The organism is Candidatus Bathyarchaeia archaeon, assembly GCA_041447175.1.
GTDB lineage: Archaea > Thermoproteota > Bathyarchaeia > Bathyarchaeales > Bathycorpusculaceae > JADGNF01.
Genome location: CP166960.1, coordinates 383,365 through 397,436, shown reverse-complemented (window position 1 = coordinate 397,436; position 14,072 = coordinate 383,365). Strand labels below are relative to the sequence as shown.

General features: G+C 49.3%; 12 protein-coding genes. 9 read left to right on the top strand and 3 right to left on the bottom strand.

The annotated features are described in order from the left end of the window. Positions 1-9: 9 nt before the first annotated feature. On the top strand, positions 10-981 hold the full coding sequence (locus ACBZ72_02055) for a cobalamin biosynthesis protein (protein ID XES77672.1): 972 nt from the start codon (positions 10-12) through the stop codon (positions 979-981). Here ACBZ72_02055 and ACBZ72_02050 read toward each other — a convergent pair. Further along, a complete protein-coding gene (locus ACBZ72_02050; GenBank protein XES77671.1) occupies positions 973-1,212 on the bottom strand; it encodes a hypothetical protein in 240 nt (79 codons plus the stop codon). The two genes, ACBZ72_02055 and ACBZ72_02050, sit on opposite strands and share 9 nt — an antisense overlap. A gap of 146 nt (positions 1,213-1,358) precedes the next feature. Here ACBZ72_02050 and ACBZ72_02045 point away from each other — a divergent pair, with 146 nt between their 5' ends. From ACBZ72_02045 to ACBZ72_02015, 7 genes are all read left to right on the top strand, one after another. Continuing rightward, entirely contained in the window at positions 1,359-4,112 is a 2,754-nt protein-coding gene (locus tag ACBZ72_02045; protein XES77670.1) for a type I restriction-modification enzyme R subunit C-terminal domain-containing protein, read from the top strand. Continuing rightward, on the top strand, positions 4,109-5,446 hold the full coding sequence (locus ACBZ72_02040) for a restriction endonuclease subunit S (protein XES77669.1): 1,338 nt from the start codon (positions 4,109-4,111) through the stop codon (positions 5,444-5,446). The genes ACBZ72_02045 and ACBZ72_02040 overlap by 4 nt, the downstream gene beginning before the upstream one ends. Before the next feature lie 2 nt (positions 5,447-5,448). Continuing rightward, positions 5,449-6,921, top strand: coding sequence for an N-6 DNA methylase (locus ACBZ72_02035; protein ID XES77668.1), 1,473 nt, complete (start codon positions 5,449-5,451; stop codon positions 6,919-6,921). An 88-nt stretch (positions 6,922-7,009) separates the two neighbouring features. Next, positions 7,010-8,566 carry an AAA family ATPase gene (locus tag ACBZ72_02030; protein ID XES77667.1) on the top strand — a complete coding sequence of 519 codons (1,557 nt, stop codon included), beginning with the start codon at positions 7,010-7,012 and terminating at the stop codon, positions 8,564-8,566. Positions 8,567-8,690: 124 nt separating this feature from the next. Next, a complete protein-coding gene (locus tag ACBZ72_02025; GenBank protein ID XES77666.1) occupies positions 8,691-9,677 on the top strand; it encodes an NAD-dependent epimerase/dehydratase family protein in 987 nt (328 codons plus the stop codon). Positions 9,678-9,794: 117 nt separating this feature from the next. After that, a complete protein-coding gene (locus tag ACBZ72_02020) occupies positions 9,795-10,028 on the top strand; it encodes a hypothetical protein (protein ID XES77665.1) in 234 nt (77 codons plus the stop codon). A gap of 147 nt (positions 10,029-10,175) precedes the next feature. Then, entirely contained in the window at positions 10,176-10,871 is a 696-nt protein-coding gene (locus ACBZ72_02015) for a TIGR01548 family HAD-type hydrolase (GenBank protein ID XES77664.1), read from the top strand. Between the two features lie 34 nt (positions 10,872-10,905). Here the strand turns inward: ACBZ72_02015 and ACBZ72_02010 are convergent, their stop codons facing one another. Next, entirely contained in the window at positions 10,906-11,496 is a 591-nt protein-coding gene (locus ACBZ72_02010; GenBank protein XES77663.1) for a LytS/YhcK type 5TM receptor domain-containing protein, read from the bottom strand. A gap of 27 nt (positions 11,497-11,523) precedes the next feature. Beyond that, on the bottom strand, positions 11,524-12,390 hold the full coding sequence (locus ACBZ72_02005) for a hypothetical protein (GenBank protein XES77662.1): 867 nt from the start codon (positions 12,388-12,390) through the stop codon (positions 11,524-11,526). Positions 12,391-12,667: 277 nt separating this feature from the next. On the opposite strand from ACBZ72_02005, the gene ACBZ72_02000 reads away from it, so the two are divergent. Then, positions 12,668-14,072: beta-propeller fold lactonase family protein (locus ACBZ72_02000; GenBank protein XES77661.1), on the top strand; the 1,405-nt coding region annotated here is incomplete at its 3' end.

The window sequence follows — 14,072 nt, the reverse complement described above, 5'->3', positions numbered from 1 at the left end:
AGTGCACGCATGTTTCCCTTCTTTAACTTCTCCTTCTTTGTGGACTCGGTGCTGATTTTTGTTTTAGCCTTCACCATTGACATCGTATTTGGGGAAATCCCCGACCGCGCCCACCCCACCGTCTGGATGGGCAAAGTCATAGACTACCTCAAACCCCGCCTGAAAAGCTCAAACCCTAAGACGGAGAAAGCCAACGGCGTTTTGCTCTGCGTGTCGGTGATGGCGTTGTTTGCGGGCGCCTCCTTTGCCATCCTCTGGGCATTGCGGCTCATTCCAGTCGTGGGCTGGTTTCTCTACATCATCATGGCAGCTCTGATGCTTAAAACCACGTTTGCCCTCAAATGCATGCGCTACTACACCCACCCCATCGAAAAAGCCCTCAAACGTGGCGACATGGCTGAGGCGCGGAAGTGGATGCATTTCATCGTCAGACGCGACCCCAACACGCTCGACGAACGCCACATTGTCTCTGCCGCCGTGGAGTCAATTGCAGAAAGCACCACGGACGGCGTCACTTCGCCGTTCTTCTTTTTTGCCTTGTTTGGCGTGCCAGGCGCCTATGCCTTCCGCGTCATTAACACGTTGGATTCGATGGTGGGCTACAAGGACGCGGTTAACGTGAATATTGGGTGGTTTAGTGCACGCATGGACACCATAACCAACTATGTGCCGACGCGGATTACGGCGGTTCTGATGGTGGCTGCCTCGGCTTTGGTGGGGGCGGATTGGCGCAGTTCGTGGCGCATCCTTAAACGGGACAGGAACAAGACGGCAAGCCCCAACGCTGGCTACACCATATCTGCCATGGCGGGCGCCCTGAACACGCAGCTGGAGAAAGAGGGGCACTACGCGCTGGGCGATGCGGAGCGGTTCTCTGCGGATGACATCACCAAGGCGTGGCGGATAATGCAGGTGACCACGTTCCTGTTTGGGCTGGTAGTGGTTGTTCCGATTATTGCACTGGAAGCATTGCTACTGTAAGTCTGCCCACGGTAGGTAGGCTACGTTTCGGGTAGACCCCTCCCCCTCTACGCTTTCCCCGGCAAAACTTGCGTGTCGACCTACCCCTCTATAGGTTCTGCAATGAATTGTTATTTGGATGCTAATAGGCGGCAAATAGGCGGGTTTTTTGCCTGTTGTATTGGGCACTTTTTCGGAATAGCCCCAAAATGTGTTGGTTTTTTTCTGGCAGTCACCCCCATCCTGTTTCATGTGAAATGCACCTGCCCAAAATGGCGCAATCGCAGCTTAAGAAGGCTCACGAAATTTATCAATTTATAAATTTATAAATCCGCAGGTAGGTGGGCAAGTTTTAACTACACAAGGCACTTACTAATGGGCAAGTCTGGGGCTGCTTGATGACGACGCCTGAAGAGAGGGCACGCAGAAAAATTGACACCCAGCTGAAAGCGGCTGGATGGCAAGTTCAGGATTTTAAGGATTTGAATTTGGGGGCAGGTTTGGGGGTGGCTGTCCGCGAGTTTCCCTTGACCTGTGGTGAGGCGGATTATTTGCTGTTTGTGGACCGCCGCGCTGTGGGTGCTTTGGAGGCAAAGCCTGAAGGAACCACCTTAAGCGGGGTTTCAGAGCAAACCGCAAAATACCTCTCGGGCTTAGCCGAAAACGTACCCTGCGCTGGAACCCCTCTGCCGTTGGGTTACGAAAGCACTGGCGCTGAGACGTTTTTTAGGGATTTACGTGACCCCGACTCCTGCTCCCGACGCATCTTCACATTCCACCGCCCTGAAACCCTGCAGGAATGGCTAACCCAACCCGACACCCTGCGCGGCAGGCTCCGAGCAATGCCGCCCCTAATTGAAGAAGGCTTACGCGGCTGCCAAGTTGAAGCCATCACAAATGTAGAGCAGTCCTTTGCCCAATCTCGACCCCGCGCCCTCATCCAAATGGCAAGCGGCAGCGGCAAAACCTTCACCTCCGTCACCTTCGTTTACAGGTTAATCAAGTTTGGCGGTGCACGACGGGTTTTGTTTTTGGTTGACCGCAACACGTTAGCCAAGCAGACGTTGCAGGAGTTCCAAAAGTACCAGACTCCCGATGATGGACGCAAATTCACCGAGCTCTACAACGTCCAAAGGCTGACTTCACGCAATATCGATGGGGTCAGCCGCGTTTGCATAACCACCATCCAGCGGCTTTACGCCATGCTCCGCGGCGAAGACTTGCCCGAAGAGAACGAGGAAGGCTCCGCGTTTGAGCTGTCGCTTAACGGCATGAAGCCTGTGGACGTTGTCTACAACCCTGCCATCCCAATTGAAATGTTTGACATAATCGTCACGGATGAGTGTCACAGGTCAATTTACCATCTCTGGCGTCAGGTGTTGGAGTATTTTGATGCCTTCATCGTTGGCTTAACTGCAACGCCTTCCAAGCAGACGTTGGGCTTTTTCAACCAGAATTTGGTGATGGAGTATGGGCATGACCGCGCAGTGGCTGATGGCGTGAATGTGGGGTATGATGTTTACCGAATTAACACGCGAATCACCCAAGGCGGCGGCAAAGTTGAAGCGGGATTCTATGTGGATAAAAGGGATAAACAGACCCGCAGGGTACGTTGGGAGCAGCTAGAAGACGATTTGGAGTATTGCGCGAAGCAGTTAGACCGCAGCGTTGTGGCTAAGGACCAAATCCGAACCGTTATCCGCACTTTTCGGGATAAGCTGTTCACTGAGATTTTTCCCACCCGGGGCGAGGTCCCTAAGACGCTGGTGTTTGCCAAAGATGACAGCCACGCGGAAGACATCGTGGAGATAATTCGTGAAGAATTCGCCAAAGGCAACGATTTCTGCAAGAAAATCACCTACCGAACCACGGGGGAGCGGACGGAAGACTTGATTTCTAGCTTCAGAAACAGCTATAATCCCCGCATTGCCGTTACGGTGGACATGATTTCCACAGGCACCGACATCCGCCCCCTAGAATGCTTGCTGTTCATGCGCGACATCCATTCAAGCGTCTACTTTGAGCAGATGAAGGGACGCGGAACGCGGACGATTTCAAGTACGGATTTGAAAGCGGTCACGCCCGATGTGGAAAACAAAACCCAGTTTGTCATCGTGGATGCGGTGGGGGTTTGTGAAAGCGACAAGACCGACTCGCGACCATTGGAGCGGAATCGGAGTGTGCCGTTTGACAGGCTTTTGGGTTCAGTGGCGTTGGGTATTCGAGATGTGGACACACTCACGTCTTTGGCTGGGCGTCTTGCCCGTTTTGACCGCGAACTGGACGAAGCGTCACGAAAAGAAATTGAAGCCGTGAGCAATGGCAAAAATCTCAAACAGGTCATTAACGAATTGTTTGATGCGGTTGACCCCGACAAGCACATGGAGAAAGCCAAAGAACTTTTCCAGACCGAAAACCCGACCAATGAGCAAGTGCAGAAGGCTTCAGAAGAACTCACCAAAACAGCATGTGTCCTGTTTGATTCGCCAAAATTCAGAAACACCCTTGCCGAAGTTAAACGCCGAAACGAACAAACCATCGACAACGTAAGCAAAGACGAGGTAGTTTTTGCGGGGTACGATTTGCAGGCTGCAGAGAAAGCCCGTTTAACCGTTGAATCCTTCAAAGGCTTCATCGAACAAAATAAGGATGAGTTAACTGCTCTGCAACTGATTTATGGTCAACCCTACGGGCAAAGGCACCTAACGTATGCAGCCATCAAAGAGTTAGCTGAAGCCATCAAAAAACCCCCCTACAACTTAACGCCTGAACTTGTTTGGCTTGCCTACGAGCAACTGGAAAAGTCAAAAGTGAAGGGTGCAGGTCCACAGAAACTTTTAACCAACATCGTTTCGCTGGTGCGATTTGCCGTTGGCAGTGCCGATGTTTTGGAGCCTTTCAGCGACGCGGTAAATAGGCGTTTCAGTGAGTGGCTAAACAGCCAAGAAAAACTGGGGCACTCATTTACGGTTGAACAGAAAGACTGGCTAAACATGATAAAAGACCACATAACCACCAGCCTAACCATCAACATAGACGCCTTTGAGCTGTCACCGTTTAACCAGAAAGGAGGCGCAGTCAAAGCCCACAAACTCTTCGGACAACAACTAAACAACATAATTAAAGAACTAAACACGGTGCTAACGAAATGACCCTGCAGGAAAAATTTATTGAGAAATTACCTGGTGGCTGGACAGCCGTGACCCTTGAAGACTACATATCTATTGCTGGACGCATCGGTTGGAGAGGTTTAAAAAAAGAAGAATACCTGACAGAAGGGGTTCCACTATTAGCTGTAAAAGACATCCTTGAAAATGGTTCGATTAATTTTGATGTAACTAACCATCTAAGTGACTTTAGATATGAAGAATCCCCAGAAATTCAGCTTAGAAACCAAGATGTATTGGTTACCAAAGATGGCACAATTGGCAAAATAGGCTTTGTGGAAAATCTTCCTACAAAGGTTACTGTTAATTCATCAATCTTGGTGGTTAGATCGTGTAAAGCAATTCTTCCCAAATATCTTTTTTACTATTTTAGGGGTCCCAAATTTCAAGAATTGGTTAGACAGAAAACAGCAGGTACCGCTGTTCCTCATTTATTTCAGCACGATATTAAGAAATTTGAAATCCATATACCCCCGTTCAATGAGCAGTTGCGTATTGTTGGTAAGGTTGAGGAGTTGTTTTCTTTTTTGGATGCTGGCGTCGCCTCGCTCCGTGAGGTGCAGAAGCAGCTTAAACGTTACCGCCAAGCAGTTTTAAAACAAGCATTCCAAGTTGAAGGCAACCATATAGTTCCCTTCAGTAATGTTGTCGAAAGTTACCAGAACGGTTTATCAAAAAGAAGGAGCGACGAAGGAAAACCAATCAATGTTCTCAGGCTTGCAGATATTGAAAACGGAGTTATAACTGCCAAAGCTCCACGGACTATTAAGCTAACTAATGATGAGGAACAAAAGTATTCACTCAGCAAAAATGACCTGCTTTGCATAAGGGTTAATGGCAGTAAAAGTAATACAGGACAGTTAGTTGTTTTTATCCAAAAGGAGCCTTGGGCTTTCTGTGACCACTTGATAAGAATTCGTTTGCAGAAAGGCATTGAGTCACAATACGTGAAGCACTATTTTGATTCGCAAATAGCGCGTAAGCATATTGAATCAAGCATAATATCAAGCGCGGGGCAAAACACGATAAGTCAGGGGAGCTTATCAAAAATTCCGTTTCCATTATTGGATTCTGTAAAGCAGAAGGCAATCATAGATTACATCCAAACAGGTTTTTCAATAATTGAGTATAACGAACAAATACTTGAGCAAAGCCTGCGGCAATCTTTCTCCTTACGCCAAAGCATATTGAATCGAGCATTTAGTGGGAAACTGGTGCCTCAAAACCATGCCGATGAGACAGCTGAGAAATTGGTGGAACGTATTAAAACTGAACGTTTAAGCAATAGATCAAAAAACCAATCAAGTGGAGTTGTCTAAATATGTCAAGTGAAGCAGCGCCTATTGTGCAGAGAGTGTGGAATTACTGCAACGTCCTTAGGGATGATGGGGTTAGTTATGGGGATTATGTGGAGCAGTTAACTTATTTGTTGTTTTTGAAGATGGCTGATGAGCAAACTAAACCTCCCTTCAACAAGTCGTCCACAATTCCAGAAGGGTTGGATTGGCAGAGCCTAATTACTAAAGACGGGGCAGAATTGGAAATTCACTATCGCCATTTGCTTGAGGATTTGAGCAAGGAAAAAGGGTTGTTGGGGGTAATTTTTCGCAAAGCTCAAAATCGGATTCAAGACCCAGCCAAATTTAAACGCCTAATTGACCTAATAAATCGGGAAACTTGGCTTGGCTTGGATATTGATGTAAAAGGCACCATTTATGAGGGGTTGTTGGAGAAGAACGCAGAAGACATCAAAAGTGGTGCTGGCGAATATTTCACTCCACGGCAACTAATCAAAGCAATTGTGGAGGTTATGCAGCCCAAAGTGGGGATGACTGTTAATGACCCCGCCTGTGGCACTGGTGGCTTCATTATTGCAGCCCACGATTATATGTCTAAGGACCCAACTTTAGACGTAGAACAGAAACAATTTCTGCGCTCCAATACGTTTACTGGTAAAGATATAGTGGATAATGTCGTGCGTTTATGTGTAATGAATTTGTACCTTCACGGCATAGACGGCGAGCCAGACCAACCCTGCCCAATAGAAACGGGAGACTCACTTATCAATGACAAGGGCAAACGCTTTGATGTGGTCATGACAAATCCGCCGTTTGGCAAAAGAGCCAGTTACACGGTGACCAATGGTGAGGACAAATCAAGCAAAGAGACTCAAACTTATGAACGGCAGGATTTTTGGGCAACAACAAGCAACAAACAACTAAACTTCCTCCAACATGTCAAAACAATCCTAAAAATTTACGGCAGAGCGGCCATAGTAGTCCCAGACAACGTGCTTTTTGAAGGCGGAGCAGGGGAAACCATACGCAAAAAAATACTTGACGAATGTGATGTTCACACCCTACTTAGGTTGCCGACGGGGATATTCTATAAACCAGGAGTTAAAACAAACGTGCTCTTTTTTGACCGTAAACCCGCCAGTGAAAAGCCGTGGACAGAAAAGCTTTGGATTTATGACCTGCGCACCAACAAACACTTCACCCTCAAAACAAACCCCCTCACCAGCAAAGACCTCAAAGACTTCGTCGCCTGCTATAACCCGAAAAACCGCCACGACCGCCAACCCACCGACCGCTTCAAACCCTACACATACACGGAGCTTATGCAACGCGACAAAGCCAACCTGGACATTTTCTGGCTCAAAGACGAAAGCTTAGAGGACACCGAAAACCTGCCGCCGCCAGAGGTGATTGCCCGAGAAATCACAGAAAACCTGCAAGCCGCACTGGAACAGTTCAGCAGCATAGCCGAGGAACTTAACCAAACAGAAAAATAGCCGCCCCCGCTCCGTTTCCAAAGCTTGGTTGATGGAGCCTACCACATTAAATAAACCGCCACCATTAACCAACATCTGAGGAGCCCAAGTGAAACACATCGGCTTAGTCTACGTGCCTGGTGCACTGCCCTGCTTTGAAGCGTTTGGTAACCTGCCAACCGACCTTGTCCAAGCCGACGGCACTGTGGAGGGAAAACCAGCCTCCGAAACGCTGGACATGCTTGTCATTCCAGGCGGCAGCTTAGTGGAATCCCACGCCATCCAAGGCAACGTAGAGCGGGAAATCCTGCGGATGGCGGACTCGGGGAAGTTTGTGCTGGGCGTATGCTCGGGTTTTCAGATTCTTTCTTTGAGGACTGATGTGGGGCGGCTTTCGCCTAAGCCGATTGTGAAGGAGGGGTTGGGGCTGTTGGAGGTGGAGTTTAAGCCGCTTATCTGCACTGACCAAGTCACCGCCACCATAACGGGCAGCAGTTTTTTATGCGACACCGTGGGCGCAAAGGCGTCGGGGTTTCACTGCCACACCTACGGCGACCTCACCTTGGGCAAAAACGCCAAACCCATCCTAACCTCGCATGTGCAGCACTTGGATTACCGCAGCCAACCCAAAGACCTCATTTCAGGCGTCGCCAACTCCGCGGGCAACGTGGTGGGCGTGCTGCCCCACGCACTGCTAGACCACAACCCAGCCCTAACCGACGGCATCGCCAAAACCCTCAACCTAACCCCCACCGAACAGGCACAAATCCGCAGGGCAAACGCCAAACTCCAAGCCACCATCAAAGACGAAATCGGAATCGCCACAAACCTCCACCCCAAAACCACCCCCAAACAGCCCCAGCCGCCCCGCGCCCTGCTAGTTACCGCGTTAGAGAGCGGGTCAGGCAAAACCTTCCTCACGACGGGACTGGTGGCTGCCCTCAAACGAAGGGGCGTGAACGTGGGAGTGGTGAAGGTCGGCGCAGACATTCGGGATTTAGTTCCTGCACTTTACCTGATTAAGCAGCCCATCTATGGGTACTCGTCTATGGCGGTGGCAAGCTGCGGCTGGAAACGCCACACAACCGCCCTCAAAGAAGCAACCGAGGACTACGAGTTAGTGGTTGTGGAGGGCGCCATGGACGCCTTCACGGGACTGCTGTTTAAGCAGATTCCCACACCGCGATCCACGGCAGAAATCGCCGCGTCCCTGGGCGTGCCGACGGTGCTGGTGGTGGGCTGCGACAAAGAAGGCATCGAAGGCGGCATGGTGGGCGCCCTCAACTACATCAGCCTGCTCAAACGCCTCGGAGCAAAACCCGCAGGCGTCATCCTCAACCGCGTCTGCATGGGCTACCTCACCCCCGAAGTCAAACAAGCCATCCACGACGCATTTGCAAACGCGGGCGTGCAGGTGCTGGGGGTAGTTCCTGTGGTGGATGTGGAGGGGCGAGGCAAAATTCCTGAGGTGGAAATCTGCTACGAAGAATTCGGCGCCAAAGCGTTGCAGACCGCGGAAGAACATTTGGAGTTGGAGAAAATCCTGCAGGTGGCGGCGCCGCCTACCTTTGCGGAGGTGGATTTTGAGGCGTTTGCCGAAGACTTCCGCAAAGACTTGCTGCGGGACCCCCGAGCCAAACCTTCAGAAGCGGACAAACAGCCTTAGATGCGTAAGAGAACAAACAAAAAGCAGGTGAAAGGCTAAAGGGCGGGTTCACCGTTAGAATGCTCAAACATGATGGGACAACAAGCTCATTAACGCAGCGTACTAGAACTCTGGGGAACAACAAATGAAACTACTAATCACGGGAGCATTTGGCAACATCGGAAAAGCCGTCATAGAAGAAGCCCACAAACGAGCCCACGAAGTAACGGTTTTTGAGGTAGACAACAAAAAAACCCGCAAAGACGCAAAAAAATACCAAAACAAAATTGAGAAAGTGGTGTTTGGGGACATTCGAAATTTTGAAGATGTGAAAAAAGCGGTTGAAGAATGCGACGCAGTGGTTCATCTTGCAGCGATAATTCCTCCCGCCTCAAAAAAACGCCGCGAACTGACAATGGATGTTAATTTGGGAGGCACAGTTAATTTAGTAAACGCAATCAAAGCAACAAAACGTGAGGTCCCGTTTGTTTTTACTTCGTCAGCCAGCGTGATGGGACCCACCCAACTCCAAAACAAACTGGTCAACCGCAATGACCCCTTGGTGGTAACGGGGAATTATGAGGAATCAAAAATAAAATGCGAACAATTCCTCAAAGAAAACGCCGACAACTATCTGGTTTTTAGGCTTGCAGGGGTGCTTCCAAACTTTTCCATATGGTCGCTGGTGAGCGTTTTTCCGCTGTTGGAGGAGATTTTTGACATGCATCCAGATATGCGGCTTGAGATGATAATGGCTGAAGATGTGGCGACGGGTTTGGTTGCGGGTGCGGAGAAGCTAAAAGCGGGAGCTACTCAAAAAAACCAAGCGTATATTCTTGGGGGTGGAGAAGAAAACGGCTGGCAAATGCACGGGGGCGAATTTTTATCCCGTTTGTTTGGGTCTTTGTCACTTTCTGTGCCTGACCGCAAATACTTCACGCCAGACATCAACACGTATCATTTAGACTGGTATGACACTAAAGAAGCCCAGCAAGAATTTAGGTTCCAAAATCAGGTCAGTGACGAATACTTTAAGCAGGTGAAGGAGACGTTTAGGTTTTTTAAATTGCCGATTGTGTTGTTCCAAAAAGTCATCATGAAGAAACTTGTGAAAATGTCGCCTTACAATTAACAGCGGCAAACGCGTTCGCGGGTAAGCAAAAGTATTTTGTTGCTTTGTGGGCACAGTCACATATCTTTAAGAACAAAAACCCGCATGCATTGTCGTTGGCGTAGTGGAGGTGAGTTCTTGTCAAAGAGTAATTCTGGCTCAAACGTTCACGGCGGCAACGACACTCGAACGGCGCGGGCGGGCGGCATGCAAGACATCAACATTCCCGAACCAAAAGTGACCGAGGACTACATGCTCAAATGTCCCATCTGTGGCAGTCTTTTTAGTTCCCGAGAGGACTACATGAGCCATGTTATGGCTAGACACCAGCCACCCTCTATGGAAAACGAGATGAGCCCCGCAACAACATAATCTAGGTTAAACCGAGAAACGTGTCTGGGTAGATACTTTCTTTAAGGGACCTCTTCACGTGACCCATCTTTTTAAGGCGGACAGGCTTTAGGGAGCCCACTGCAAAAGGTTAATACCCAAAATGTCCACGCCTTATAGGGAAGAAACTTGAAAGAATCCGCCCACTCCTCCGCTGTGCTGTTTGACATGGACGGCGTACTCGTAGACGTTACTGACTCCTACCGTAAAGCCATCCAAGAAACCGTCGAGTTCTTCACAGGAACTAAAGCCGAACCTGAAGAGATTCAAGAGTACAAGCAGAAGGGCGGCTACAACAACGACTGGGACCTCACCCAAGCCATCATCGCAAAGAGAGGCAAAACGCCGCCAAGAGTGGAAGTTGTCCAGAAATTTCAGGAACTCTACCTTGGCAATGAGGGAACGCTGGGCTTCATAGAAAATGAAAAGTGGCTGTTGCCTAAACCGCAACTGGAAACCCTCCGCAAAGAGCACCGGTTAGGCATTGTTACCGGCAGACCCAAAGAAGAAACCGTTTACATTCTCAGAAAATTTGGCGTAGAAAGCTTTTTTGATGCTGTGGTGGCGATGGAGGATTACCCGCCTGAGAAAGCTAAGCCGGACCAGTTACCGATTCGGTTGGCTTTGGAGAAGCTGGGGATGCAGGAGGCGGTTTATGTTGGGGACAGCGTGGACGATATAGCCTCCGCGAAGGGCGCAGGTGTTAGGGCGTTTGGGTGTATTCCGCCTCAAGTATCGGCAAGCAACCTACGGGAACTGTTGCGTGAAAAAGGGGCAGAAAAAATCCTTGAAAAAATCAGCGACATAACAGAAGCTCTCAAATGAAAAACCGGTCCTTCTTTAAACGGGGGATGGCAAGTCAGGTTTGTTCGGGGCTCACTTTTCTAAACAAGTAAACCCAGAGAACAAAACCAACCGTGTTTGCGGCAATCATTGTAACCGCAATTTGGCTCAAAATGCTAACTGCTACCGAGAAAGGCTGCACCAGCGCCAAAATTAAGCCCATAGCCGCGGACTCCAACACAAACCCAAGCGCCAACGCCTTCACCAGATAAAGCCGTCCAGATAGCTTGGCTGAAACAAATCCTGCAATGACTCCGATGAGGATTGTGGAGATGGCACAGGGCAACGCGGTCGCGCCGCCGACGGTGTAGCGGTGGATTCCGCCCATTAAGCCCGCTATGAGCCCCGCGAGGGGTCCACCTGCAAAGCCCGCAGCCATAACTGCCAATTCCCGAACATTAATTATCGTCCCGTCCTCAAGAGGTGTACCCATTAGGGTGCCGTAGATTGCAAGTAACCCAAAGAGGACGCCAAAGGCTACTCCAAGAAGGGTCTTGTTTTTTGTGGTGTGTGGCTTAAACAGAAAGGTGGACAGGACAAGGGCGAGTACAATCATGAAAGAAGCTGTTCCAAGCAGGGTGAAGATGCTTATCAGGGTTTGTGTCATTGGGTTCAGTTACTCCTCGTGTTTTAGTCATGCATCCAGAACGTGCACCATGACCAGTCGCCATTCTGCGCCGTAAATGCCGATGGTTGCCCAGTAGGCTTCCTTTTTCACCACATCCTGTGACGCGAGGGTTTCATGGTACTGGTATGTGCCGTACCCAAAGTTTTCCGCCGCCACCTGATGCGCCAAAACAATTAGCTCGGGGAAGTTGGCGTAGGCGGGGTCAGAGAAGGTCATTTTGCCTTCTTGGGCGGGGTCGGCGTCGTATATCATTCGCCCATCCGTCTGCATTGCAAAAAACGAGTAATCAGGCTTGCCTGCAACGGTTGACTCGGCGACGCCCTTGATGAGTTGGCTGGGCTGAATAACTATGCTCAGGGAGCCCACAAACGTGGCTTCTGAATCAAAGATGGGAGCGACCAGAACAACGCCGTAGAAGCCCTCCACCAGCAAAATCATGCCGCTCATGGCAGGACGCATGGTCTGATGCATCTGAAGGTTTTGTTCTTGACCGGATATGTCTTCGCCTTCAATGCTGCTGTACTGACTAGGCTCAACAGCCAAAAGCACATCTTCAGCATCGCAGGTCGCCGCATTCACAATCAAAGGGTTACTTGCCGCTAAGCTGCTCAGAATACTGCGCGCCTGAATACCCTGCAAATCTGTGGTTGAAAGTTGAGCACAAGCCTCGGCTAATGCGGCGTCAAGTTTGTTCAGTTCATTGTTCACTTGAAGTTGTACTTGACTGAGCAGAGAAGTCATTTCCAGCCGCATTTGTGCAGCGTCGTTTTTGGCTGTTGCCGCCGTGTTTTGTGTATACTGATAAAAGTTCATACCTGAAGAGCAAACCAGAATCACAATTAGGAGGGCGACCGCAACTTTTGGCTTATTCATATCCGCTCACGCTTTACGTGCATTTGTTTAGATTGCTTAAAAGATTACGTATCCGCCATACAGATTATAAATTTAGCAAACAGAAAATCAGCAGGTTTCTAAACTACACCACGCAGAAAAAAACAGTTAGCAACCAAAACAAAGGCATAAGCGACTGTGCATCACTTGATAGGCTACAATTCGTAGTTCTACTGAAGCGCCAACATAGGTTTATGAGAAAATTTTTGCTAAACATGCCCTTGCGCTCCCAACTTACTGATGGGAGGAAATAAATTTCATGAAAAGGAAACTTGTAGCAGTTTTTAGCATAGCAATTGCGTTTTTGGCAATTTTTGCCGCAACCTTCAGCGTCAATGCACAACCCACCGGCGTAGTCTACACCATGGACAATGCATCAGAAGACAACACCATAATGATTTATAGTCGAGGAATGGACGGCAGCTTAACGCTCGTAGGCAATGTTTCAACTCAAGGAATGGGAACAGGCGATAGACTGGGCAGTCAAGGAGCAGTAATTCTTAGCAGCAACGGCGAGTGGCTTCTCGCGGTCAACGCGGGAAGCAACGAAATCACCGTGTTTAAAGTGGACGAAGACAATTTGACGTTTGTCAGCAAAGTCGATTCGATGGGCACAATGCCAATTAGCCTAACCATGAACGGCGAGATGGTTTATGTGCTTAACGCAGGCGGGGCAGGCAACATGACGACAGGTGGAGCAGCTGCTAACCAAACACAGACAAGTAACCAAACCCAGATGCCTCCCTCAAATCAAACTGGACCAACTAACCAAACAACACCCAGTAATGTAACTCAACCATCAAACCAAACCCAAACTCCTTCAAATAACCAAACCCAGACTCCATCTGGAAATCAAACCCAATCAACCAACCAAACCCAAACAACCCCAACCAACACAACTCAACCAACCAACCAAACACAAACAACTCCAACTAATCTGATGCCGCCATCTAACCAAACATCATCAAATAATGTGACCCAAAACCAAACTCAAAGACCACCCACAAGCCAATCACCACCCCCAAGTAACCAAACAACACCCAGCAACATGACTCAACCATCAAACCAAACCCAAACACCCTCAAGCAACCAAACCCAACAAACCAACCAAACCCAAACACCTCCAACCAACGCAACTCAACCCACCAACCAAACACAGACACCGCCTACTGATGGAAACGGTAACATTGCAGGGTTCATGATTGACAGCATGGGGAACCTGACTTACATTGAGGGTTCCAGTCAGCCTTTGAGCGGAGCTGCTGATGCGTCACCCGAGCAGATAGGATTCAACCCTGACGGGGACATGCTGGTGGTTGCAGAAAAGAATTCGGACATGATTGACTTGTACATGGTTGACCAGGACGGCGTTGCGTCACCACCGATGATGGTGAACTCAACCAACCCTGGACCTTACGCTTTTGCTTTCACATCCAACGGTATTCTGGTCATGAGTGAGGTGACAAACAACACTTGCACCTCTTACGCGGTCTATAACGGCACGGGTCTACTACTCATGGGCAACGGAGCCAACCAAACAGCCGCAAACCAAACAGGCACGGCACCCACCAACAACATGACCACGCCAAACGCAACCAGCCCAACCACAACGCCAAACGCAACCAGCCCAACCACAACGCCAAACGCAACCAGCCCAACCACAA